We start from the raw sequence: 25,906 nt of genomic DNA, 5'->3' as shown, positions 1-25,906 counted from the left end.
ACCATATTCTTTCGAATACTCTTTTAAATTTTTAATGAAGCTATCAAAATTTAATATAGTATTAATTGTTAGCACTCTAAAAAATTCTGGGTTGACATAAATGATATCCCTTATTAAAGGCTCCTCGTATCTGAACCTAAGCTTTGACCAAAAATCATCAAGGAAATGGCCATACGATGTTGGTAAATCATGAGCTAAATCAAAGCCATTCCCAATAATAATTAGAGTATTCATTTAAAAAAATTTAATTGTCCGGTTAGCCATTTTTTATAAATAAAGCTGGTAATCCTTTACCTTTTTCTGGCATGCCATTCAATTATCTTATTTAAATCTTTTGCCTTTATCGTATATTCACAATTTAAGCAATCAAGCCCAATTTATTGGATTTCAAAACACTCTATTTTATAATTTTAGGATTCACCCCTATTTCTTCCGCATAAAAATAGTGATGGGCACCCCGGTAAAATCAAAATTTTCTCGGAGTTTGTTCTCCAAAAACCGTTTGTAGGGGTCCCGAACGTATTGCGGTAAATTACAGAAAAAGGCAAACTGCGGATAAGGTGTCGGCAATTGCGTGCAAAACTTGATTTTTACATATTTTCCCTTGTAGGCCGGAGGTGGCGTATGTTCAATGATGGGCAGCATAATATCATTCAATTTTCGGGTCACGATTTTCTTTGAACGGTTTTTATAGACCTCCACAGCCGTTTCAATGGCCTTGAAAATCCGTTGTTTGTTCAATACCGAAACAAAAAGAATGGGAACATCCTCAAAAGGCGAAATGGCTTCTTTTATTTTGGCGGTATATTCCTTCACCGAATTGGTTTCCTTTTCCACCAAATCCCATTTGTTGACCAGAATCACAATGCCTTTGTTATTGCGCTGGGCCAACCAAAAGATATTTTCCACCTGTCCGTCAAAGCCTCGGGTGGCATCCAGCATCAAAATACAGACATCACAATGCTCAATAGCTCGTACAGAACGCATTACGGAGTAAAACTCCAAATCTTCCTTGACCTTGGATTTTCTTCGGATTCCTGCGGTATCCACCAAATTAAATTCAAATCCAAACTGATTGTATTTGGTATCGATGCTGTCCCGGGTCGTTCCTGCAATATCCGTAACAATGTATCGGTCTTTCCCGATCAAGGCATTGATAAAGGATGATTTTCCGGCGTTGGGCCTTCCCACAACTGCAAAGCGTGGTAATTCACTCTCCTCTTCAATTTTTTCCGGGAGCACCTTGACCAAGGCATCCAACAGTTCTCCGGTTCCACTGCCATTGATACTGGATAGCGTATAGTATTCTCCCAATCCCAAGGCATAAAACTCAACGGCATCGGCCATTCGTTGGGCGTTGTCCACTTTGTTCACGGCCAAAAAAACGGGTTTGTCCACCTTACGTAACAATTTGGCCACATCCTCATCCATTCCGGTGACCCCAGATTCCACATCCACCATAAAGATGATGGCATCGGCTTCATCGATGGCCAATTCCACTTGCTTATCGATTTCTTTTTCAAAGACATCATCACTTCCCAAGACATACCCTCCGGTATCGATAACGGAAAATTCCTTGCCGTTCCAATCGCTTTTTCCATAGTGACGGTCCCGGGTAACACCACTTGTGGCATCCACAATGGCCTCGCGACGCTGGATCAATCGATTGAAAAACGTAGACTTTCCTACATTGGGTCTCCCCACAATGGCCACAATAGCTCCCATCTGCCTTAATTTTTGGCAAAAGTACCATTTATTATGAAGAAAAAATGATACCTTTTTTCATCTATTTCAATATGTTATGAGCGATTTCACCAACGAAATTGTATTGCGACCCCGTTTTCAAGTCGCTTTGAAAACCGATCTTGAACATTTAAAGCAGGTTTTTGACCAGTCTGAAGAGGGTCGTTTTGTCGTGAAACGGCTGGATGAGCATATCTATATTAAGTTCAGAAAATCAGAGATCACCTTTTGGTCACCGCAGCTTCATTTGGAACTTACTTCTTTTGAGGAAGGTGTGAGCAAAATCCACGGGGTCTTTGGCCCCAACCCAACCCTTTGGACGTTTTTTATGTTCCTGCATTTTGGGGTTGGCACCCTTTTTATCATCTTGGGCATTTTTGCCTACTCCAACCATTCACTGGGCAAGGATGTTACTTTTTGGTTGGTGGGCATGTTTTTTTTGACAGTGATTTGGTTCGCCCTATACGCTTTTGGCCGCATGGGAAGAGCCAAGGGTAAACCCCAAACGGAGCAGTTAAAGGATTTTATCCGACAAAAGATTTCTGGATTCCAAAAACAATAACGGTTTATCCGTTGTAACCAAAACGTCTGAGCTGTTGGGCATTGCTGCGCCAATTTTTGTTGACTTTCACATAAAGTTCGATGTGAACTTGTTTGTCAAAGAATTTCTCCAAGTCTTTTCGGGCCTCTACCCCTACTCTTTTTAAGGCACTTCCTTTGTGTCCGATGATGATACCTTTTTGGGTGTCGCGTTCCACCATGATCACGGAACGGATGCGGATAATCTTGTCATCCTCCAAAAATTCTTCGGTCTCCACCTCAACGGCATAGGGAATTTCCTTTTTGTAGTGCATCAATATTTTCTCGCGGATGGTTTCATTCACAAAAAAGCGTTCCGGTTTATCGGTCAACTGGTCTTTGGGATAGTAAGGTGGTGCTTCGGGCAGCAATTCCAAAATACGGTTGAACACCTCCTTCACATTAAAGTTTTTCAACGCGGAGATGGGATGAATCTCTGCCTTGGGCAACAAACCTTGCCAATATTGCATCTGTTCTTCCAATATTTCCTGATCTGAGGTATCAATTTTGTTCAGTAAAAGTAATACGGGAATCTTGCTGTTCTGAATTTTTTGGAAAAAAGCCTCATCTTTCAATGCCTTTTCTCCTATTTCCACCATATAGACCAGCACATCGGCATCTTCAAAAGCGGATTTCACAAAATCCATCATGGAAGTTTGGAGCTCGTAAGCCGGTTTTATGATTCCGGGGGTATCCGAAAGTATCACCTGAAAATCATCACCATTCACAATTCCCAAAATCCGGTGGCGTGTAGTCTGTGCCTTTGAGGTGATAATGGACAATTTTTCGCCCACAAAGGCATTCATCAATGTGGATTTGCCCACATTGGGGTTGCCAATAATATTTACGAAACCTGCTTTATGTTTTTTCACGCTTCAAAGTTGCGAAATATTTCTTTGCCGCAACATTTACTTTAGGTGATAAATAAAGTACGGCTATCATATTGGGAATCACCATAAGGGCGTAAGCCAAATCTATAAGGTTGATGACCAAATCCACCGAAGCGACGGCAGCAAAAACAATTGTGGCCACAAAATACCAATTGTAGTATTTTCCAATATTGGCATTGGTCAAAAAAGAAAGGCATTTTACACCGTAATAGGAATAGGTGAACAATGTTGATAAGGCAAATGCCGACACTATGACCATCAACAATATATCGCCATAACCAAATAAGGATTTTTCAAAAGCAATGAGCGTCATTAAAATACCATTGCTTTCAGCTTCTAGATAGGCTCCGCTCAGAATAATTACGACAGCCGTGAGGGTACAAACAATTATGGTGTCTATAAAGGGGCCCAGCATGGCAACCAATCCTTCTTGGATAGGTTCATCTGTTTTGGATTGACCGTGGTACATAGGTGCACTTCCCAAACCCGCTTCATTGGAAAACATGGCTCGTCGCACACCCAAAATCACCAATCCCCAAAAACCACCGGCTACCATAGTTTTAAAATTGAAAGCCTCGGTGATAATAAGTTTCAGAGACGGTAAAACTTGGGCAGCATTGGTGGCCATTACCACAATGACTGCCAAAAAATATAGCAAAACCATAAATGGAACTATTGCTGTGGCTACTTTGGTAATTTTATTCAATCCTCCAAAAATGACCAATGAGGTAATCACTGCCAATGAAATGCCTATGATCAACTTCCAATTAAAATCACCCAACATGGCCAAATTTTCATTGGGGTTTACCACATTCATAAATGTTTGCGTAAATTGATTTGCAGTGAAGACCCCTAAAAATCCGAACAATCCTGCTATACAGAAAAAAATGGCCAACGGTTTGGCTTTGGGTCCAATTCCCTTTGTAATGTAGAACATGGGTCCTCCTTGGAGTTTGCCATTAGAATCGGTTCCCCGAAACATAATGGCCAAGCTACAGGAATAAAATTTTATACAGATGCCTATCAATGCTGTCATCCATATCCAAAATACAACACCTGGTCCACCCATATAAATGGCAATGGCCACTCCAGAGATATTCCCGAGTCCAACAGTGGCCGCCACTGCGGCAGACAATGCCTGCAGGTGGCTTACATCCCCTTTTGCATCTTTGGTGTCATGCTTACCTGCTGTAATGGCTATGGCATGCCGAAAATATCTGTAGGGCAAAAATTTGGATTGAAACACCAGAAATAATCCACCACCGATAAGTAGAATGAGCATGGCCCATTCGGTATACGGCAACATCGCAGATAAAACGTCATTGATAGCTTTCATAAAGTCAAAAAGGTCGAATTTATGGATTTTAGGTTGGATTGACTTAAATCTAATTAGGAATATTGACATTCGTTTGGAAATGACCCGAAAAACGTTGTATATTTGCCGTCCATTACGAGATAGAGCAGTATGCTTCGGTTTAGTTTACGCTGAGCCATGTCGAAGTGCTCAGCACAGGGTCCGCTCGTCGGGCTCCTCGCATTGAAAGATTGGAATACAGTTGCAATCGCAGGCAACCTTAAAATATAAACCGCGGGGTAGAGCAGTAGGTAGCTCGTCGGGCTCATAACCCGAAGGTCGCTGGTTCGAGTCCAGTCCCCGCTACTAGTAAACCAAGCCTTTCAAGAAATTGAGAGGCTTTTTTTATTGAATGGGTAAAACATAGGTAAAACAAATTGTGCCATTTCCTAATGGAATGTCTTATTAGTAGACAATAGTTCAAAGACTCCTCAAACAACTTAGCCGCTATTTCCTAAAATTGATTCTTTAATAATATTTTAATGGCCTAACTTTGATATTCATAAGAAAACAGTCCTACATTATATAGATGCCCGAACAACAAAATATAGAATGGAAACAATCTTGGCGAGACGAATATCTACAATGGGTCTCTGGATTTGCGAATGCAAATGGTGGCGCAATTTATATTGGAAAAAATGATAGCGGAGAAGTAGTCGGGGTAAGTAATTACAAAAACTTACTTGATGAGTTGCCCAATAAAATCAGGGATACTACGGGCATAGTATGCGAGATAAACCTTCATGAAGAAGATGGTAAGTTTTTTATTGAAATACTTGTAGATACGTTTTCTTCCCCTGTTTCCTACAGAGGCAAATTCTATTTGAGGAGTGGTAGTACCAATCAGTTGCTCAATGGTTCTGCTTTAGAAGATTTTATCCTCAAAAAAGGTAATTTAAGTTGGGACGAGGTAACTGTACCCAACGCAACAATCGATGATATTGACCTTAACGCCGTTGAGAGTTTTAAAAAAAGCGCCATAAAAACAGGTCGCATCCCCTCTATCAAGGAATCAACGACCGATGATTTTATTTTAAGAAATCTTGGATTAATAGATGATAATGGGAATCTAAATCGAGCTGCCATCCTTCTTTTTGGAAAAGAACCAACGAAATTCTTTACAAGTGCTTATCTGAAAATTGGAAAGTTTGGGGATTCCCCTACTGAACTGCTTTCGCAAGACGTTATTGAAAGTAACGCCTTTGAACTTGCCGACGCAACAATTGAAGTCCTAAACAATAAATACATTGTTAGGGATATAAGTTATGAAGGTCTACAAAGAATCGAAACTTCCGAATATCCATTTGAAGCGCTTCGCGAGGCTTTGTTCAATGCCATCGTCCATCGTTCTTATCAAGTTACTCCAATCACAATTAGAATTTATGAGGATAGGATAACCCTTTGGAATATCGGCGAACTTCCAGAACAACTATCCGTCGAAGATTTAAAAAAAGAACACGGGTCTTATCCAAGAAATAAACTGCTTGCCAATGCTTTTTATAAAGGTGGCCACATCGAATCCTGGGGGCGTGGAACATTAAAGATTATTGAAGAGTGTAAAAAACATGGGCTTATCGAACCGCTCATTCAAGAACAAGGTGGTGGCCTCTCTGTTACCATTTTTAAAGATATATACAATGAAAAGTATTTGTCTAAGTTGAATTTAAACGATAGACAAAAAACTGCTATTAAAGCCGTAAAAAAAGCCGGATATATTACGAATAGTGAGTACCGGGCGTTATTCGATATTGCTGATAGAACGGTACTACGGGACATTGATGAGCTTATTGAACTTTCCATATTAAAAAAAGAGGGCGAAGGAAGGAGCACTAAATACGTTATCGATACCAGTGGCTACGAGCTTTAAGAGTGTTATCTTGTCGGGATTCATGTCGGGATTAATCCCTTATAAAACGGGGGTTTCCGCTAAAATGTCGGGGTTCATGTCGGGATTATTCGCATAGCTACTAAACAACTTTCGGTTTTCCTTTTTTCCTTTAAATAGATTTTTTCTTCTCTCTCCCTATCCACAAAAAAAAGCGCCCTTTAGGGCGCTAAATTTTGTATTCATGCTATAAAGATGGCCCCATGCCTTTACTCCTCGGTTTTGTAAAATCCGTAAACTCGTCCTTGAACCCGTTGAATAATTCTTCCTCTTTATAGCCGCTACCACCCAATAAGTTGTCAATGACATACACTCCTTTTCTGAGCGCACGGTTCCGTTTGATACTGGATTGCCTTTGGGATACTTGCACGAGACTCCGCCGAAATCCATTATCCATATGATGCTGAATTACCTTGCGGTGCAAATTAGGTCGTACATTTTCCGCCGTTAGCATATAAGTGACTTTGTCATAAAGTCCTTTTTCCAAAAGATGTCCTACCCAGAGATTTTTTAAATCGTTCCTGCCCTCTTCCAATAAATTTTTGATAACGGGCTGTTGTTCCAGTAAGACTTTAGCTAAATCGGGAATCGCATTTAAATAAAGACTCGTTCTCTTGGACAGGGTATGACTCGATTCGTTGCCCGTATAAATGGATTTGATTTTGAACCCTTTCTCACCTCGCGTAAAATAGAATCCCTTTCCATTGAAAAGAGCGATATAATCCTTTGCCGATTTTTCAAATGGGGCGTGCGTCCGTTCGGCACTTTTTACATAGGCACTTAAGGCCAAGCTTTCATACCGCTTTTTGTGTTCCGGGTTCATTCTATTGTAGAGCTTCGGGAATATCATCGGCAGGAACATTGCGGTCGCCGTCAGCTTAGTACTGTTTTCGGAAGACTTTTCGGACAACGTTTCGAGCATCAAATGGTTCTGACGTACGAATCCAGAGGACACATAGTTCTCCATCTCCTTTGGAAAAGACAGTTTGCCCAATTCTACGGGAACCGTATGCCTATTGGAATTCGTAAAGGACAATTGGTTGTCATTATACTTTACTCCCAAAGATTGAAACAATAGACGAACGCTCCCCTGCTCAGTGCCAACATCGAAAATCTTGTTTTTCAATACCTTTCCTATCAGGTCGAATTTACCTTGCAGCACGGCCTTTTCTTTTTTGGTCTCAACTTCGCACAATCTTTCTTTGACAATGGGAAAGACGGTAGATAGCAACTTCCTGAATTCCTCTTGTTTTGTTGTTGGGACGTAGCGTTCCAAAAAACGAAATTTTTCAGAGGCCTTCAAACTTGGAACGATATTACCGAAGCCCTTGGTCATTATATGTTCCGATAATAGTCCGTTCTCTTTCGGGGATTTCAGATAAGATGTTATGAGTGCCTCTTTTATCGTTTTTTGTACTTCCAATTTGAACTGCTTGCTCTCGGTATCGATCCGCGTAGGTTCGTTGCCGTTTCCGAAAATATCCAAACGCTTTTGCATTCGGATTTTTGGAGAAAGTTCCCTTGCCCTGAAAACATACATCGATTTGTCATGGATGGTATATCCCTCGATGCCATTTTCGTTTTTGTCCAGTTTGATGTCGATGTCCTGATATTCCTTGACTACTTCTTCTAGGTCATGCGGATGGATGGTCTGAAAAAGGTCGTAGGTAGTCTCTATCTGTTTCAACAGACGTTTACGGTTCATGGGCAAAAGTTTCGACTTGGAATGTATATCGAAGACCTTTTGCAGTTTCGGACCGCTCAGGTTGCGGTGCACCTCGGAGCCGTTGATGAAACTCGTTTGGTAGCCCTTTTGATTGTTCAGTCCGTACTTAACTCCTACCCTTCCCGATTCGGTTTTAGTAGTTTTTACTTGAATATGATAGGGTTTGACCAATCTTGCGAGTTCCTCGAAACTGCGCACCTTGTATTTTTGGTTAATACTGTTGAGTACATCCTGTAAATAATACCGTGTTCCTTGGGTTGCGTCCGCACCTGTTTGAAGCTCGGGCAATCGGTGAATCGGCAGTTGCTCTTTCCGTTTCGTTATCGGAGCAGGTTTCAGGCCGTATTTCTTTTCGAGATGTTGCCGTGTTGCCATGCTCCTTCGATGGCTATTGAAGATTCTGAGTACTTTTCCATTTTCCTTTACATTGGTAGTCACAATATGGACATGCTCGTGTTCGGTATCGGTGTGCCTTACCACGACATAGGGTTGCTCTCCGTAGCCCATATTCTCCATGTACTCTTCGGAGATTTTCAGGAAGGTCTTGTCGTCAAGGTGTTCCCCGTGCGGAAGGTTCAAACTGATATGGGCGTAGCGGTTTTTGGTGGCGTTACGCTGCCCCTGAAAATGAAGTAAGCTTCCAAAGAATTTTGGCGATATGCTTTGGGAAAATGTATTGCCGTAACCAAGTATTTGCATACCCTTCTTTCCGAAGACATAGTTCAATGTTCCGGTACAGGTTTCGCCATAAATGATTTTTCCTATCATCCCGATTTATCTTCCCTTGTAATTTCCAAAAGTGCATAAAGCAATTCGTTTGTTTTACCTATTTCATTTTGCAAACTACTGTTCGGACTTCTCAAATTCTTGTGATGCGCAACCTTGACTAATTGATTAATATTATTGCCAATTTTATTAATATGGTAAGCAAGATTCGAGGTGTTGGGGAGTCTATCTTTTTCTTCCGTTTTTTGTTGCAGAACTAGTCTTCTTAAAAGCGGACTTATAACTCCCCTTTCAGAAATATCCAAGTTGTAAGACTCACATATTTTTTTCAATTTATCATATTCCGCATCGTTGAAACGCAGCATGATATTGTGATACCGTTTCATTTTTCCCAATCGTTTTCGACCTCTTTTCTGTTGTTCCATTTTTCCTGCTTTTTAATGCAAAACACTTCGTAAGAAGTAGACAATTCTAAGTTACTTAGAATACACCTCGCTATCCGTTTCACGGATAAATATAAGTGATTAATATTGAATATAAATAACTTATAATCAGTTATTTAACTTGATAAATCATATAAGACCATATCAATATAAATGGGTACAGCTAGTAGATTTATCTGGTCTGATACGGTGTTTAAAAAATAGTGGAAAGACATGGAAATATCTTCTTTTTTGTGGGTAGGGGGAGAAAAGGGCAAGCGGCATTTCCGCCGCTTGGGCTTTCGGGCGGCCGTGAGGGTGTCGGGCAAAACTGGAACGGAAAGACGACCGAAAGTGGGCGGTCGAAGGTCGCCCGCTCGGGAGGATTGGAATGGAAGGTTTGTGCGACTTCCGCAGCGGCTTGGGGAACATATAATTGGTGGTAAAAGTTAAATTGCGAATAACAAACTCGGTTAAATTCTCTTCTCGGTATCTTTGGGTAATCTTAAAATCCCAACCTGCAAACAACTTCAAAATTTAAAGCCCATTGATCAGTATCAGCGACAAAATGTTCATCACAAAAGAGGTCAATTCGGCCACGGTGGCCTATTTCAAATAGACAGTACTCCGTAAATTATTGATGGAATTTTGCTTCGGACCGCAATCAAATAGCAGGGCTATTACCGACTTGTTCGAAAGTGTTAACCATTACGGATTTGACCTGCCCTATGAAATTGAACTTGCCCTATTTGAGAGGCTACGGCGTTTTAAAAATAACCTGGAAAATGACGAAGTTACCGGCTTAAATTTTTGGGTAGTTAACCAAAAATATCTGAATAATTTGGAGGGTTACGAACATGACGATGACACTTATTCCGAAAAGGAATTCGATAGGGAATTCGGCAGGTCTTTGGCCTATAAAATCTACGAACCCAATCTCAGCGGTCTGGAAGGGGACACTATTGAAGAACTCAAAGTACTTCTATGTAATTTCGCCAGTGAGTTCGATTTGTCGCCTGTGGATGAATATACCTATGAGGATATTCTAGAGGTTATGGATATTTACTGTTCGGCAATAATTTGATAGCATAAAACTTTTAAGCAACTACAGGCTCGGTCCTTTACCTCTTGATTTTCCCTTCTTCCTCTTAAGGGTATCGTCCATACTTTGATTCAAAGATTCGGTCTTTTTAATGTTTACAGAAAGTTTAGCTTCATCAATGAACTGCTGCATACCCATATGCATCGGATTTTTTGACATTAGCTTCTCTTGGTTCTGAAGAATATGCGTTTTTAGGTTCAACTCCTTTGCCACCCGGTAGCCCAGGTTAAAGGAATTTTTAAATTTTTCGTCAACTTTGATTTCTTCTTCCATGATTAAAAAGTTTCTCGGGCATGTTTCTCGATATATTCCATAACGGATTCCCTATCGTAAAGGATAATCTTCTTTTGAGGTTGGGAATATCTGATTTTACCCTCATCCCTTAATTTCTGTAACGTGGTAGTAGACTTTATTCTGAGTATGGACATTACCTCCGCACCATCGATCCATTTATCCTCGGTGTCCTTCCTGTCAGCTTCAAGATGTTCGACCACCTTTTTGAACAGCGCGTAAAAAGCCTCCTTATGTAAAACGACCACCTCCATAAAATGATTTATACCCCTATAAGGTATGCTTTCTATTAAGCTAGGACTTTGGATTTCGACAAATCACACGTTAATTCGTTATGAGGTATCAGTTAAATAGACACATCCTAACCTTTTGTGGTCAGGTAGAAAAAAGGCAAGCGGCAAAAAGGCCGCTTGTCCTTTTGCCCGATATCCGCAGAGGCTTGGGGAAAACCCACGCATTACTTAATTAAATGAACGTTTCACTAATGGTTAAAACAAGGCTTTGCGATATTAATAATTAACATATTGATACCTCGCCTTTATATAGGTAATCAGTAAGAGATCAAAAAGATAGTTTACATTGGGTATCACAAAATGTGATACTATAAATCAAGATTTCATAGCCCGAATACCATATAGGTTTGGCGAGGTTGTCTAAACATCTTCAATTCTCAAATTAAAGAATATCATGATTTATAGTTACTTGTAAGATAACCCATGTCCAAAGGGATATAGTGGGTCTTTCGAATCATAGGGCACGTCTTCTTTTTGGTTTTCAACGGCTTCCCAAGAAGAAGGAAGTTCAAAAGGTAGTTTTCCCGAGGGATTTACTTTTCCAAAAAGTACGTCCATCAATACTTCATCGCTTGTGCCGAATTCTCCGAAAAGGGCACTTGAGGCCTTATCGATTTCCGTTAAAATAGCAGCGCGTTCCAGATTGGCTACAACAATCGAGGGCTTTTGATTTATCAGCTCCAATAGTTCCTTTTTCTCTTCATCTGAATAATATAGCCTTCCCTGATTGAAGAAACTTTCCAGAAAATACTCATCCCTTGGCTCGAACGGTGTTCGTATCTTTTTTAAGATAACATCGGCGTCTTGAGGGCTGTCTACTAAAGTTCCATTTGTATTGATGACTTCCGAGGTCAGCATTCCTTCGGCATAAATCTTTGTTCCTTTTTTAAGGGGAAGCAATCCATCGTTTTTTAATAGCACCATTGATTTACCTTGCGCAATTTTTCCCTTCTCGCGGAAAGCCTCTTTTCCGGCAATCTGTGCAGCTTCTTTTTCGTCCACATAGGGATTATCGAAAAGTCCCAACCGAAACTTATCGAGCATAATCCGTTTTACGGAAATATTTAGGCGCTCTTCGGAAATTGTTCCGTCATTTACCAATTCCACAATAAGTTCTGGTATGCTTTCGCCGCCGAACTGATCACAACCCGCATCGATTACTTTTTTTACCCGCTCTTTGGGAGTTAAATTTTCAACGCCCCATGCACGGCCTTCGCCCATTCGCGAATCGGTAATAATGTTCCAATCCGTACAAACTACCCCCTTAAAATTTAAAGAATCTCGAAGTAATGTGGTTATGATATCCTTGTTGAAACCAAAAGCCACATCCTCGTTGGTCTGCCCTATCGGAATTCCATAGTAAGGCATTATCTGGGCCGTATTTGCCTCGAAAGCCCCCTCGGTAAACGGAATTACGTGATAGTCGAAATTATTTCCGGGATATACTTGGTTCTTTCCATAAGGAAAATGTGCATCTTCCCCATCTTCTTGCGGGCCGCCCCCAGAAAAGTGTTTTGTCATACAGGCGACCCCATTTTGATCTAACGAATCGCCTTGAAATCCTAAGACGTACGCTTTGGTCATCATTGCAGAGAGATGCGCATCTTCGCCAAAAGTGCCGTTCGACCTTCCCCATCTTGGCTCAGTTGCCAAGTCGGCCATTGGGTGCAGCGCCAAACGTATACCGACAGCCGTATATTCCTGTCTTGCGATATCTGCAAACTCACGAACCAATACTGTATCCCTTGTTGCTGCTAGGCCTAATGAACTCGGCCATTGGGAGAATGCCGGAGTGTACAAACTCGCTCCCGGATTATTTTCGGTGCCGTGACGGGGGTCAGAGGCAATGGTTATGGGAATGCCCAAACGCGTGCGTTCGGCCATTTTTTGTATGCTGTTGTTGTATTTTGCCAAAAGATCGGCATCTATGGAAGTTAGAATATTAAAGCTGTTCATTTTCTTTTGGGCGATCATTTCCGAATTGGACGGCAGCATAAAGGACATAATCAAGGTCATCAGATCCGTAGAAAAAACAGGCTTTTCCATAGGTTCCCCGTCAGGGGTCGTACCGATCATATTGACGAACATGGATCCTGCTTTTTCTTCCAAGGTCATTTGGGATACGAGATCGTTAGCACGTTCTTCTAGGGATGCTCTTGGGTTTTCATAGACATCTAATTTTCCATTTTTATTCAAATCCCTATACGAGATTCCGTTTTGGGTACTAGAAGTCGCCTCTTCGCCAAGCAAATCAAAATTACTACTTGATGCCAATGCCATTTTTATATAAATCACTAAGAAAGCGACAATTAGAATTCCTAGTATGGCCAATAGGCCGTATTTGAGAAATTTTAAGATTTTTTTCATTTCTATGTGTTTAAGTAATCCCTATTAACCGACTACGGAAAGCTTAATCATTAAGCCAACCACGGGTGTTTTCAGTTTGGGCGGATAAGATCGCCCCTGACATAATTAATGCCATACCCAACAAATTAACAATCGATTTTTTCATGTGTTCTTTTTTTAAGTTAGGATATTCTTATTTTTCTATTCGTCATTGAATTTTCCGGCCCATTGAATCGCATTTTCAAGCATTTGTAAATGTTCATGTTCCTCAAACGCACTACCCGCATGGCCGAGGGCGGAATAGAACACCCGACCTTTTCCAACCGTATTGTACCAAACAATGGGGTGGTCTTCACCCATACCAAAATCCTTATCGGAAGCCAAAAGTGGAATGTTTCCGCTCATGTCCATATTGCCTTCATCCAATGTGTAAAGAACTTTGAAACTCTTGTCGCGCGGACTGTCATAGAAAACGTACCATTCCTCTTCACGATCCCATTTGGTCGGTAGAGCTTTAGTCAGTGTTTCATTTCCTTCCTCTAAATACATTGTTCCCATTTGAAATTGTGGATTCAACGAATGATGGGAAAACAGGGTGCCGATTACATTTTTTTCATACCATTCCCACTGATGGGAATTATCGCCAGAGGCATGAACGCCTAGATAACCGCCTCCATTTTCCAAATAGGATTTGAAATTTTTGCGCTGTTCCTCGTCCAAAACCTTTCCGCTACAATTGTTCCAAATGACCACGTCAAACTTTTGCAATTGCTCTGGATTAAAAACAGCACCATTATCCGTAGAGAAAAGTTTCCATCCGTTGTTCTTGGCCATTTTCTCAAAAGCGGGAATGGAAGCATCAATCGCTTCGCCATGTCGAAACCCATTCGTTTTAGAGAATAGCAGGATCGTATTTCCGATCATATCCGCAGGTAACTCTGGTGGGTCGCTTTCGTAAAAATTAAATCCATAGCGCGCTTTATAGATAAAAAGGCCCATTGCTATTACGAACAGTAAAAACAATCCCAAAACAATCTTTAAGACGATTTTTAGTTTGCGTTTCATACTACTATTCTTGGTTATGTTGAATCAATTTTTTCAGTCCTGACTCAATCTGAAGTTTGGTGCCGCCATGACCCCGAGCTGCATCAATAAACAGCGAATCCATCTCCGGGTTATTTGTATTTACAGATTGTCCATTCAATGCGTTCAACGCCAATTCGGATAGTGCCGACAGGTTTTTTGAGTGTGCACATTATCCGAAAGGGGTTAAATACCATCACTGTATCACTGGTCTGGTAAAATTTTATACCTCTTAGCTAGCAATTCAACGGATTAGATTATATTCGAGCTGAAGACAATTATGTAAGATTTGTTCGTGTCTATTTTGAATCTTGATTCAAAAATTGATTTCGAACAATTTTAGCAGTTTGATGCTCACCAATGTGGCTCCACCCTAGAGGCATTATCAAGTATAGAGCTTTATTTTTTAGGCCCGGAGCATTTTTTACATCTTTGTAAAGTGCCTTAAATTCACCAAAATAGACATCAAAAAAGCTTCCAGAGTCCATTTCCCGAGTTATGCCATATTGGATGGGAAGTTCATCTACCTTGTCTTGATATGTTCCAAATTCCTGTCCCATATGTTTAAAAGGTTACAGAAATTGGTGTCCATATACAGGGGGTTTCTACCATGATGCACGCGATGGTGCGAAGGAGTCAATATGAGTTTGCGAAGAAAACCAAATTGTCCTTTTTTCAGCACATGTTCTCCAATATGTGGATAAAAGTAGCATAAACCCGTTGGGTGTAATTAAGTGATTTTAATTTTTATGTTATTTATCGGTCTGTCAAATATGAATTTATTGATGTATTGAACTACCGTCATTGCCGTTATTTTTGCCAAGACCCTGGTTTTGAACCCTATAAATGATTTTGCATAGTTTCTTCTATCATTTGTCGCCCAATAACATGCAGTCGCCAATTTGGTGTTTGACGTCTTTGAGCATATGGATATCGTGTACGTTGGCCTTGGTAATATCAAGAGAATGGAACACACCCGATAAAGAGCATACGCCATGCAATTTATAGCCATAATACCAACTGCCCTGCGAAGCACAGTATCCCTTTGCGGGTAAAGTACTGAAATCCTTTTTGCATATCTTGATTCTCAGATGCCTTGCGAACTTGCATATTTCCAATGGCATACTATCGATAAGATAGCAATCCTCAAACTTGAGAAAGCGCAAAGCCAGCTTTTGGCGAACGATCTCGTTCAGACCGAACGGCGCTTTGCGCCTTTTGTTGAACTGGCTACGCTCCAATAGGTTCTCTATCGAAGTGTCATCGATTCTTTCAAAAAGACCGTTCTCACTATCAATCGGCATATATTTTGCGGTCAGGCTCAGGGATATGACCTCGAGATCACTCATCTTTTTCGGCCTACCGACCCTTGGGCGGGCTTGACTTTCAATATTCAAAGAACTTATGACCTCTAAGATTTTAAAATGATTTATCGTTCTATTTGACATAGATATTGGGTTTGTTTTGCAACTTTAAGACACTGTATTTCAGTATCTTATCCAAGATCTTCTTTTGTTCACTATACTCAAATTATTTCACCCAACGGGTGTAGCATAAGTAATATCCAATAAGAGAATAGAAAAAACAATTTAGATCTAAACCCAAGAGCATACACGTTGCTGTACGGACAAAATCTGCATAAGGAAATTCAAGAAAAAAGTGAGCATGGTTAACGGATAGGTTCATGGTCTCCGCGGCATGGTGGGGAGAGTGGAGGCACCAAAGGAGTCGTACTTTATGCCAAAAATAGTGATAGATATAACTGCCCAATTCCCATATTACATACTCATAAATAAACCAATACCAAGTATAGGTGGTTTTAAAGAGCGCATATTCTTGAAAGAAACCTATGAACCAAACAATGGTTCCCAAAGACAATATTCGCCCAATTACCCTATTAAAAATAATGATGATAAAGTTTACCCGATAAGCTTTCAATTGCTCTCTTTCCCTAAAAAGGACAATAAAAAATTCTACAAACAATAAAAGAGGAAGCACTATGAAAATGCAGGACTACTCCATCAAAACTTTTAAAGAAACCGTAGTTTTCCGTTTTTAAGGCTTCCTGAATGCCAATGAAGCCCAAAAAGTTCATTATTTCCTCAAAAACGGCATTTAAGAAGTCCATAAACTGATCATATTTCGATTCGTTCAAATATACTATATTTTATGTATGAACATATGGACATATAATTAGTTAAGGCTGAAACGAAAACGTTTTAATGGTTTTCTGTATGCTGGCTAGCCCATGTTTATTGTTGGTGCCCTATTTGGACTATCATTAATTCGGATGTCATTAAAATGATAAAATGACAAAAAAGAAACATTTTTTTGGTGACATCCGACAAATATCTATATTTGATCATATGTATGAACATATGAACATATGAATATTGATTTTCCGCTTATTGACTGTAAGAGAGTTCTTTGTTTAGAGTGTTCAAAAAATAATTATTTAAGTTGTTGAGTTTAATTCTGAAAGAAAAAAGGGTGATATGGAGACATTGTAAAATGAGCCTTCGATCTTCCTTTTTTCTCATTTTTGGCACAGCGGCCTTACCGTAAACTAACTATTTATCAAACTTTGGAGTTATGAGATGCTTACGATTAATTATGACCTTGTCGATTCTAGCCTTTATCGGCTGTGATGGCGACCCTGAGCAGAACCCGGAAGGGTTTACCGAGTTTGTTGTTGATATCGAGGGGGATTGGAAAATAGACCAAGTCCTCCAAAATGGAAACGACATAACGGCACTTATGGATTTTCAATCCTTTTCACTTCAGCTGGATTATGAGAATGGAGAGCCTTCGTCTTTTTCTTTTCCAAGTCAGACAGTTCCCTTTGTGTTAAGTGATCTCAGTGGTGATTGGTCCTTTGATGACCCTGTGTATCCTACAAAAATAAATTTTTCTGATGGTGCCAGTTTGGATATTCAAGGAGCCGTTCTTTCTGGATCGGATAAGATGACAGTAATCGTCCCGTTAGGATGTTCATCAAATACCTATACCTACAAACTGAGCAAATAACAAGAAACCAATATGCACTAAAATGAAAAACAAACTATACAAACTAAAACGCATTCTATTTCAACCAAAAGCACTGTTTCTGTTGTTTTTATTGTTGAGTATGTGTATCACCATAACCAACGTAAACCAGCCGTCATCCATAGGGGTTGGTGAGCGGATGGATGTGACCATTGATGTTGATGTGGCCCCGGCCGAAGATTCGGCTTACAATATTGTTTTTGGGGTATTGGCCCCTGAAGCTTGGGACATTGCTTCAAATGCCACAGTCTCCTATACATCTGATAACGGAAATGGTACTATGCGCCTGGCCAATGGTGCCGACCCAGACTATGCCACTCCTATGGCCGATCTTGCCGGAATTGGCGAAAATTACGGCCTTGTGGAATGGGTCGTCTTCATTTCCAACGAAACCGTCCCTGGGGCCAATGGGGTGAACTTTTCTGGTCAGATACAACTTTCCATGGATGTCGGTACAGATAATATTAAAACACAGTTAGGATATATCGTAGGGACTTCTGGATATGGTATTACCCAAGGCGAGACCGATATTCGATTTACCCCTTGCATGGAGGTAACCGGAGGATCCAACCCTGTTATGGATCTTTGTGGGCCGCTTCCCTTTCCGGTAACCTTACAACCTGCGGAATATACGTATGAGGACATCATCCATGTTGGTTTTGATGCTACAAAAGGACCCGAGGGAGCGCCAACTGCTCTTTCCGGATTTGTAGATGTATACCTCTGTGCCAAGGCAATAGTGAATGGACAGCCAGTTGAGGTGTGCGACAATTCCAGCGTTACCAAAATGCGTAGTATGGGGAATGATCAATGGGCAATATCCATTTGGCCCAGACAACTTTTTAATGCGCCTCCAGGTCAGGAAATTACAGATATCACCTTCAGTTTTACCAATCAAAATGGGGATGTCGAGGTAAAGAACCCCGATACGGGAGAAGATTTTCAAATAATAGCCAACTGTACGAATTAAAACTATGACGATTATGAAAAATAGAACAAAAGCCCTTATTGTCATCTTTTTGGTGCTTGGCAATCTTGTGGCATTTGCACAAAATATTACGGTCCAAGGGGTGATCACAGCGGAAGATGATGGTCTACCACTACCTGGGGCCAATGTAGTGGTAAAAGGAATGGCCATTGGGGCATCTGCCAACTTTGATGGGGAATACACCTTGGAAATCCCGAGCGAAAATGTGACCTTGATTTTCAGCTATCAAGGATTCAGTTCCCAGGAAGTTATGGTTGGGGGACAACGCACCATCGATGTGGCCTTGAAAACAGATGTGAACGAATTGGATGAGGTGGTCATCATTGGTTATGGAAGCACGACCAAGAAAGACCTTACCGGTTCTATTGCCACTATTAAATCTGAGGATTTGGAAGCGGTACGTTCCACAACGGCCGACGATTTTGTGCAGGGAAGGGTCTCCGGCCTACTATTGACCCAGACCTCTGGACAGCCCGGTGGTGCCACTTCCGTTAGAATCAGGGGTAGTAGCTCCATCAATGCAAGTAACGAACCTTTGTATGTAATAGATGGTTTTCCAGTGGACAACAATAGTGATAACCTTTCCGCAGGTGTGGCAGAAGGCCCCTCCATTAACGCCCTCTCTACCTTGAGTGCCAATGATATTGCATCCATAGATGTATTGAAAGACGCTTCGGCCACGGCAATTTACGGTTCCCGTGGAGCCAACGGGGTAATTATTATTACTACCAAAAGAGGATTGAACGGGGATGCGCAAATCAACTATGATACCTATGTGGGGGTCAGTGAGGTCATTCAAAAACTTGATCTCTTGAATGCCTCGCAATTTGCATTTTATGTAAATGAATCCAGGTACAATGGTTCAGGTGAGCCACGATTTTATACCAACCCAAACTCTTTTGGTGTGGGTACCGATTGGCAGGATGAAATTTTTAGGACGGCCATTACCAAAAGCCACGACCTTTCCATTAAAGGGGGGAACCAAGATATTAAGTATGCTGTTTCCGGATCGTATTTGGATCAGGAAGGCGTCGTCATCGAAACCGATTTTAAACGGTACAATTTTCGGGTAAACCTCGATTTTAAGGCTACCGAGAGATTGTCCATAGAAAACTCCTTAAGCTTGAACAGGACCAACTTCAATACGGCCAGAACAGAAACCACAGGCGGGGTAGAAGTGGCCAGTAGTGCCATAACAGGGGCGTACCAGTTTAATCCATTGTTGCCTGTTTTTGATCCTGAAGGGAATTATACCAAAGGAAATTTCATTGTTCAAGATGATGGAACCTTTGTGAACGAAGTAGGCAACGTCCAAGAACAGATTCCCAATTTCCCAAGCCCGGTGGCTTATCAAAATCTATCGGAAAGCAAGGGTAAGGCCACAAGGATATTGGATAACTTGGCCATTAAATGGGATTTGGCCAAAAATCTACAGTTGAAGACTACCTTAGGGGTAGACTTGAATATCAATGAACAATTCTATTTTAGGACCGAGGAAATAGATTTTGGGAATTCACCCGGTGCTTTTGCTGCCCAAGCCAAGAATACCGCCACCAGTTATTTGGCAGAATCTACACTGAACTATACCAATACATTCAACAATAGACATCGCGTAAATGCCTTGGTAGGGGCGTCATGGCAAGATTTTGCTATTGAGACGCTCTCAGGCAATGCTTTGGGATTCCCAACAGAAAACTTTGGTTCCAATAATTTGGGGCTTGGATTGAACCCTGGGGTCAGTTCCAATATCATAGAATCCAGATTGATTTCCTATTTCGGAAGGGTCAACTATATTTTGGACAACAAGTACATTTTTACGGCCACTTCACGGGTTGATGGGTCTTCCAAATTTGGGGATGGCAATAAGTATGGGTTTTTCCCATCGGGGGCTTTTGCTTGGAATGTTTCAGAGGAAGATTTCCTTCAAGATTCCGGACTCTACCTGAAATTGCGTCTGGGGTACGGAATCATAGGCAATGAATCTATCGCGCCCTATTCTGCACAATCAACATTTAAGCCTACCTATCATTCCTTTAATGACAACGAAGTGGTGGGGCAATTGCCCAGTACACCGGCCAACAGTGCCCTTAAATGGGAACGTACCGAGCAGTACAACATTGGTCTGGACCTTGGTTTCTTTAATGATCGACTGGGGTTCACCATTGATGGTTACCAAAAGAACACGGATGATTTGTTGTTGAACCTTCAAGTGCCTTCGCAAACCGGATATATTCAAAGTGTGGTCAATGCAGGAAGTGTACGAAACGAAGGAATTGAATTGGGCATCAATGCACAATTGTTCAAAGGGGAATTTAATTGGGACATGAACATAACCGGAGCTTATAACAAGAACAAAATATTGGATCTGGCCGGTTTGGACAATATTCCCACAGGTTTTGGGATTTTGGGAATTACCAATTGGCAGCTACTGGAAGAGGGTGGTGAGATCGGGGCATTCTACGGTTATGTTTCGGATGGAATCATTCAGCTGGATGATGACCCCGCTACCACCCCGATGTTTGCAACGGACACTTTTACCCCAGGGGAACGAAAGTATAAAGACTTGAATGGCGATGGCGTAATAGATGCCGACAACGATAGGACTTTTATAGGGAACCCTGTTCCAGAATACACATTTGGTATCAACAATACGGTCACTTGGAAGAACTGGGACCTTAATATATTCATGCAGGGGGTTTATGGCAATGAAATTGCCAACTTCAATCGGATAAACCTTGAAAACCTGAATGGGCAGGGCAATGTTTTGTTGGAAGCATTTTCCAATAGATGGACACCGGAAAATCCAAGCAACACCTACACTAGAGCAGCAGATGGTCCTAGAAATATAGTGTTTTCGGATTATTATGTTGAAGACGGCTCCTATTTAAGGTTAAAATCGGCCACGTTGGGATATTCCATACCAACCAAGTTCCTGTCCAGAATGAAAATCAACAAACTTAGGTTTTATCTCACTGGGAAAAATTTGTTCACCATAACCAACTATAGCGGTGTAGACCCCGAAGTAAGTTTTGGAGGACAGAACAACAATTTAAGTGCTGGGGCGGATTTTGGAGGATATCCAACCTCTAGAACTTATTTATTAGGTCTTAACGTAAACTTTTAAAAAATCAAAATCATGAAACAATTCAAAAATTATAGAATTTACTTCGCTGCCCTGATTTTGATCTTGGGTTGTGAAAGCTCCTTGGAAGAAGAAGTGAAGACCTTTTATACTGAGGATACATTTTATCAAACAGAACAAGATGCCAAGTTGGCCATCAATGGTATTTATGGGCACCTGGGGGCCACTTTTGATGAAACCCTGAACTCCAAGGGATTGTACTTTGCCAATTATTGGACGGCCAATGCACTCCTATCCGACGAAGGTGAAACCAGCTTTAATAGAGGGGATGGTTACAACCAGCTCTCTGCGATGGCCCATACACCGGAAAACACCATAGCATTGGAGATTTGGTCCAACCTGTACTTAGGAATCAATGCAGCAAATATGGCCATAATTAATATTCCGGACGTGGATATGGATGAGGGTACCAAGGACGATTTATTGGGAGAGGCGCATTTCTTGCGTGGATTGCTTTATTTTGAATTGGTGCGTTTCTTTGGAGAAGTTCCATTGCAATTGGAACCACAGAAAGTATTTACCTCCAGTGCTTTCCAGGGTAGGGCGGAAATATCTGAAGTATACGCCCAGATTTTTGCAGATTTGACCATGGCCGAAAACAGCCTCCCAACAGAGCAAACAGGCTTGGATAACGGCAGGCCCACAAGTTGGACGGCCAAAGCTTATATGGCCAAAGCGGCACTACAACATGGTGAAGACCTTCAATTGGCCAAAACCAAGTTGGAAGAAATTATGTCCAGTGGTCGGTTTGGACTTTGGGAAGATTATGCGGATGTCTTCAAAATAGCGAACAACAACGGAAAAGAAGTACTGTTTGCCATAAGCTTTTTGGAGGGTACGGATTTGTTCACCACCCTTTGGGAAGGAGGGCATCTTGTATACCGGACACTTCCTGGCGGTGTGTACGGTGGAAGGCCGAATGGTGGTGGACTTGAGATACCCACAATGTCCCTGTACAATTCTTTTGATGATGAAGATAGACGAAAGGAAATCACCTTTATGACCCAAGATATGATCAATGGGGAATTGGTGGAATTTGATACCCCACACATTGTAAAATATTGGGATCGGGAAGCAGAACCTTTGGTGAACAATACGGCCAATGACCTTCAGCTTATCCGTTATGCAGACATATTGCTCATGTATGCCGAAGTGTTGAATGAGCAGAACAATGGGAGCACTCCTGCTGCATTGGATGCCATCAATCAAGTGCGGAAAAGGGCAAGATTTGCTGATGGGGTGGAACGCAATGTACTTCCCGATCTATCGACCATGGGTTACGAAGCTTTTAAGGAAGCTATATTGGAAGAACGCAAAAAAGAGCTGACGTGGGAAGGTCATCGTTGGTTCGATTTGGTTCGATTTGGCAAGTTGGAAGAGAAAGTTTCCGATGCAAAACCTGGAGTGCCCGTGGCGGCCAGACATAATTTACTTCCTATTCCACAACGCGAAAGGGATATCAACCAAAACTTGACACAGAACTCTGGGTACTAATATGGACAAAACATTTTTTCAAGGCCTTAAGATCACATTTATATTTTTGATCATCTTTGGAAGCCCTTGCTTGCTTGCTTCGGATAATATTGCAAGTTATGCCACACTCAAGGTTTCCTCAGAACTACAGGGAAGTGAAGCCTCCAAATTGGTTGATGGTGTAATTCGATTGGACGGTATGGGTGAGTGGGCCAGTAAAGGAGAGCGAAAGGCATGGGGAGCCAACCTATTGCCTTGGCTTCAAATGGAATGGGACAGACCTCGAAGCATAAATGCCATAGTTATTTATGATCGGCCGGGTCTGGACGAACATACCGCAGGAGGTGTCCTTAAGTTTAGTGATGGTTCCGTTATTAGGGTAACCACCATCCCAAACAACGGCAATGCCAAAAGAATTGAGTTTCCTGTTAAAACTGTTGAATGGGTACGTTTTGAGGTAACCGATGGAGAAGGGCTTAACCTGGGACTTTCCGAAATAGAGGTGTTCGCATCACCAACAGATAGCGAAAACCCTTTGTTTTGGGTAAACCCGTTTATAGAATCCGCCAAGGGACGTTATTTTTTCTTCACACCCGGGGCATACCCAATGGGAATGGTAGCTGCAGCACCTGTAACTCGAAATAAAAATCAATATGGGGGAGGATACAACTATAATTCCACAGAGGTGTTGGGGTTCGAACAGATTCATGGTTGGTGTCTTTCCGGAATACAGATTATGCCAACATTGGGAAACATAGACCCCACTTTGGGTGATCAAGGTTGGAAGTCCAGTTTTAGTCATGATGATGAAATAGCCATGCCCGGATATCAACGCCTATATCTTAAAGAGCACCATGTGTGGACAGAGCTTACCAGTACCAAGCGTACTACCTTATATCGGTTTAAATACACAAAAGCGGACAAGGCCAGTATCTTGACAAATTTAGGGGGATATCTAGGGAACTCTACCATGATCAATGCAGATGTTCGCAAGGTCAACCAAAATGAGTTGGAAGGTTCCTTTGATTCAGCGGGTAGGTTTTGGGGTGGTCCGGAAAAGGTCAAGGTGTTTTTTGTGATTCAATTTGATAAATCCTTCAAATCCTTGGATGGATGGAAGGACAAAGAAAGATTCAACAATATCAACTCTATAAAGGGGAGCGATACCATGACCCGTAGGGATTCGGTCGTTTTTGCCGGAATTACCCAGAGCTATTGGGATGCGCCCACTACTGGAATTGCTGCCAATTATGATGTAGAGGCTGGGGGCGAAGTTCAAATGAAAATTGCCATTTCATATACCTCTGTGGAAAATGCCCGCAAAAATCTTCAAACAGAAGCACCCCATTGGGAATTTGACCGTTACAAAAAAGATGCCTTCAAAATATGGGAAGAAAAACTGGGTAGAATTGCGGTTAAGGGAGGAACCGAGCAGCAACGTGAAAAGTTTTATACCGACTTATGGCATATACTTTTGGGAAGAAGGATCCTTAATGATGTTAGTGGTGATTATCCCGATTATACCCAGGGAGAACGTCATGGAAACTTTACCAAGGCCGATTTAAAAGTAAGGTCGCTCCCAAAAGGAAAAGATGGGGAGTCTAAGTTCAATATGTACAATTTTGATGCCCTTTGGCTAACCCAATGGAACCTGAACATTGTTTGGGGATTGGCCTGGCCCGAAATTTTAGATGATTTTTCGGCCTCCTTGGTCCAATATGCGGATAATGGTGGGTTGCTACCTAGAGGCGCCATAGCAGGTGGATATTCGTATATAATGACAGGAAACCCGGCAACAAATATGCTGGTGAGCACCTACATGAAAGATTTGATGACCAAAACAAGTCCAAGACAAGCGTTTCAGGTCATGAAAAACAATCACATGCCCGGAGGTATGATGAGCGACTCTGCGGAAGACCTTGAGTTTTACATAGAAAACGGGTATTGCCCAGGTAACGCTGGCAAAACATTGGAGTGGGCTTTTCAAGATTGGTCCCTGTCCCAAATGGCAAAAAAAATGGGCAGGACAAAAGACCAAGCTTATTTCTCCAAGAGAGCGGAAGGATGGACCAAATTGTTTCATTCCGACTCAAAATTATTATTGCCCAAGGATAAGTCAGGTAATTGGGTACACACGGATTTAGTATCCGGTCAAGGTTGGGTAGAGACCAACGGATGGCAGGGAACCTGGTCGGTCTCCCATGGCATATCCAAATTGTCGCAGCTTATGGGGGGGAACGATGCCCTTGCCGACAAGCTCAACTTTGCCTTTGAGCAAGCCGCTCCCGAAGATTTTGTATTTGGGTATTCCGATGGCTACGTCAGTTATGCCAATCAACCAGGTTGTTCCAATGCGCATGTTTTTAACCATGTTCAAAAACCGTGGCTCACACAATATTGGGTGAGAAGGGTAAATGAGCAAGCTTACGGAGCAACAACTGTAGATCAAGGATACGGAGGCCATGATGAAGACCAAGGTCAGATGAGTGGTGTTAGTGCCTTGATGTCCATGGGGCTTTTTAGCTTAACAGGGAACAATTCCATCACACCGACCTACGAAATTACGAGTCCCATCTTTGACGAGATAACCATAAAACTCAATCCAACGTACTACGAAGGAGAGGAGTTTATCATCAAAACTTTGGACAACAGTAAGGAGAATACCTATATCCAAGGGGCGACATTGAACAATAGGCCGCTCCAAAAGTATTGGTTCACGCACGATGTATTTCAAAAAGGGGGAGAGCTCATTCTACAGCTAGGGCCCGAACCAAATACCAATTGGGGAATTCAAGATTGAACGCATAGAATAAAGGAA

General features: G+C 41.6%; 23 protein-coding genes, 1 tRNA gene and 1 pseudogene. 10 read left to right on the top strand and 15 right to left on the bottom strand.

Annotated elements, in window-relative coordinates:
* Positions 1–234, bottom strand: a 234-nt coding sequence (locus A7D14_RS04055) for an AbiH family protein (protein WP_218058503.1), incomplete at its 3' end; no start/stop codon positions are given.
* A 189-nt stretch (positions 235–423) separates the two neighbouring features.
* A complete protein-coding gene (der, locus tag A7D14_RS04050; RefSeq protein WP_067030339.1) occupies positions 424–1,725 on the bottom strand; it encodes a ribosome biogenesis GTPase Der in 1,302 nt (433 codons plus the stop codon).
* A gap of 76 nt (positions 1,726–1,801) precedes the next feature.
* Between der and A7D14_RS04045 the strand changes: the two genes are divergently transcribed.
* Entirely contained in the window at positions 1,802–2,305 is a 504-nt protein-coding gene (locus tag A7D14_RS04045; protein ID WP_067030336.1) for a GTP-binding protein, read from the top strand.
* Positions 2,306–2,309: 4 nt separating this feature from the next.
* On the opposite strand, the gene era is transcribed toward A7D14_RS04045, so the two are convergent.
* Positions 2,310–3,194: a GTPase Era gene (gene era / locus A7D14_RS04040; RefSeq protein ID WP_083157974.1), complete on the bottom strand. Its 885-nt coding sequence runs from the start codon at positions 3,192–3,194 to the stop codon at positions 2,310–2,312.
* On the bottom strand, positions 3,181–4,548 hold the full coding sequence (locus tag A7D14_RS04035; RefSeq protein WP_067030333.1) for an alanine/glycine:cation symporter family protein: 1,368 nt from the start codon (positions 4,546–4,548) through the stop codon (positions 3,181–3,183). The genes era and A7D14_RS04035 overlap by 14 nt, the downstream gene beginning before the upstream one ends.
* A gap of 251 nt (positions 4,549–4,799) precedes the next feature.
* On the opposite strand from A7D14_RS04035, the gene A7D14_RS04030 reads away from it, so the two are divergent.
* A tRNA-Met gene (locus A7D14_RS04030) sits at positions 4,800–4,872 on the top strand.
* A 223-nt stretch (positions 4,873–5,095) separates the two neighbouring features.
* Positions 5,096–6,433, top strand: coding sequence for an ATP-binding protein (locus A7D14_RS04025; RefSeq protein ID WP_067030331.1), 1,338 nt, complete (start codon positions 5,096–5,098; stop codon positions 6,431–6,433).
* Between the two features lie 205 nt (positions 6,434–6,638).
* Here the strand turns inward: A7D14_RS04025 and A7D14_RS04020 are convergent, their stop codons facing one another.
* A complete protein-coding gene (locus A7D14_RS04020; RefSeq protein WP_067030328.1) occupies positions 6,639–8,945 on the bottom strand; it encodes a relaxase/mobilization nuclease domain-containing protein in 2,307 nt (768 codons plus the stop codon).
* On the bottom strand, positions 8,942–9,328 hold the full coding sequence (locus tag A7D14_RS04015; protein ID WP_067030326.1) for a plasmid mobilization protein: 387 nt from the start codon (positions 9,326–9,328) through the stop codon (positions 8,942–8,944). Before A7D14_RS04015 ends, A7D14_RS04020 begins: the two co-directional genes overlap by 4 nt.
* Positions 9,329–9,549: 221 nt before the next feature.
* Here A7D14_RS04015 and A7D14_RS04010 point away from each other — a divergent pair, with 221 nt between their 5' ends.
* Positions 9,550–9,771: a hypothetical protein gene (locus A7D14_RS04010; protein WP_141673211.1), complete on the top strand. Its 222-nt coding sequence runs from the start codon at positions 9,550–9,552 to the stop codon at positions 9,769–9,771.
* A 395-nt stretch (positions 9,772–10,166) separates the two neighbouring features.
* Positions 10,167–10,409, top strand: a complete 243-nt coding sequence (locus tag A7D14_RS19815) for a hypothetical protein (protein WP_141673210.1) — start codon at positions 10,167–10,169, stop codon at positions 10,407–10,409.
* A 21-nt stretch (positions 10,410–10,430) separates the two neighbouring features.
* Here A7D14_RS19815 and A7D14_RS04000 read toward each other — a convergent pair whose 3' ends face one another.
* The 9 genes and pseudogenes from A7D14_RS04000 to A7D14_RS19960 all read right to left on the bottom strand — a co-directional run bounded on the left by A7D14_RS04000 (position 10,431) and on the right by A7D14_RS19960 (position 16,595).
* Positions 10,431–10,700, bottom strand: coding sequence for a hypothetical protein (locus tag A7D14_RS04000; protein WP_067030318.1), 270 nt, complete (start codon positions 10,698–10,700; stop codon positions 10,431–10,433).
* 2 nt (positions 10,701–10,702) lie between these two features.
* Complete coding sequence (locus tag A7D14_RS03995) at positions 10,703–10,972, bottom strand: helix-turn-helix domain-containing protein (protein ID WP_067030315.1); 270 nt, start codon at positions 10,970–10,972, stop codon at positions 10,703–10,705.
* A gap of 444 nt (positions 10,973–11,416) precedes the next feature.
* The gene (locus A7D14_RS03990) at positions 11,417–13,378 is read right to left on the bottom strand and encodes a glycoside hydrolase family 3 protein (RefSeq protein ID WP_067030312.1); all 1,962 of its coding nucleotides are present in this window, start codon (positions 13,376–13,378) and stop codon (positions 11,417–11,419) included.
* Between the two features lie 180 nt (positions 13,379–13,558).
* On the bottom strand, positions 13,559–14,422 hold the full coding sequence (locus A7D14_RS03985) for a ThuA domain-containing protein (protein ID WP_067030309.1): 864 nt from the start codon (positions 14,420–14,422) through the stop codon (positions 13,559–13,561).
* A gap of 317 nt (positions 14,423–14,739) precedes the next feature.
* Positions 14,740–15,000 carry a hypothetical protein gene (locus A7D14_RS03980; RefSeq protein ID WP_067030307.1) on the bottom strand — a complete coding sequence of 87 codons (261 nt, stop codon included), beginning with the start codon at positions 14,998–15,000 and terminating at the stop codon, positions 14,740–14,742.
* On the bottom strand, positions 14,964–15,122 hold the full coding sequence (locus A7D14_RS20340; RefSeq protein ID WP_255307382.1) for a sterol desaturase family protein: 159 nt from the start codon (positions 15,120–15,122) through the stop codon (positions 14,964–14,966). The genes A7D14_RS03980 and A7D14_RS20340 overlap by 37 nt, the downstream gene beginning before the upstream one ends.
* A gap of 48 nt (positions 15,123–15,170) precedes the next feature.
* Positions 15,171–15,837 (bottom strand): annotated as a pseudogene (locus tag A7D14_RS03975) (IS982 family transposase).
* 133 nt (positions 15,838–15,970) lie between these two features.
* Positions 15,971–16,438, bottom strand: coding sequence for a sterol desaturase family protein (locus A7D14_RS20540; protein ID WP_409552664.1), 468 nt, complete (start codon positions 16,436–16,438; stop codon positions 15,971–15,973).
* Complete coding sequence (locus A7D14_RS19960; RefSeq protein ID WP_176712356.1) at positions 16,392–16,595, bottom strand: hypothetical protein; 204 nt, start codon at positions 16,593–16,595, stop codon at positions 16,392–16,394. The genes A7D14_RS20540 and A7D14_RS19960 overlap by 47 nt, the downstream gene beginning before the upstream one ends.
* Positions 16,596–17,032: 437 nt before the next feature.
* Between A7D14_RS19960 and A7D14_RS03965 the strand changes: the two genes are divergently transcribed.
* The 5 genes from A7D14_RS03965 to A7D14_RS03945 are packed head-to-tail and all read left to right on the top strand — an operon-like array spanning position 17,033 to position 25,888.
* Entirely contained in the window at positions 17,033–17,467 is a 435-nt protein-coding gene (locus A7D14_RS03965) for a DUF5004 domain-containing protein (RefSeq protein WP_083157972.1), read from the top strand.
* A 22-nt stretch (positions 17,468–17,489) separates the two neighbouring features.
* Positions 17,490–18,455 carry a DUF4961 domain-containing protein gene (locus A7D14_RS03960; protein WP_083157971.1) on the top strand — a complete coding sequence of 322 codons (966 nt, stop codon included), beginning with the start codon at positions 17,490–17,492 and terminating at the stop codon, positions 18,453–18,455.
* 13 nt (positions 18,456–18,468) lie between these two features.
* Entirely contained in the window at positions 18,469–21,597 is a 3,129-nt protein-coding gene (locus A7D14_RS03955) for a SusC/RagA family TonB-linked outer membrane protein (RefSeq protein WP_067030342.1), read from the top strand.
* Positions 21,598–21,609: 12 nt separating this feature from the next.
* The gene (locus A7D14_RS03950) at positions 21,610–23,109 is read left to right on the top strand and encodes a RagB/SusD family nutrient uptake outer membrane protein (RefSeq protein WP_067030297.1); all 1,500 of its coding nucleotides are present in this window, start codon (positions 21,610–21,612) and stop codon (positions 23,107–23,109) included.
* A 1-nt stretch (position 23,110) separates the two neighbouring features.
* Positions 23,111–25,888, top strand: coding sequence for a GH92 family glycosyl hydrolase (locus tag A7D14_RS03945; protein ID WP_067030294.1), 2,778 nt, complete (start codon positions 23,111–23,113; stop codon positions 25,886–25,888).
* Positions 25,889–25,906 lie beyond the last annotated feature (18 nt).

It is taken from the genome of Allomuricauda sp. CP2A, assembly GCF_001683915.1.
Classification (GTDB): Bacteria; Bacteroidota; Bacteroidia; order Flavobacteriales; family Flavobacteriaceae; genus Flagellimonas.
This window is presented reverse-complemented; position numbering and strand designations above follow the sequence as displayed.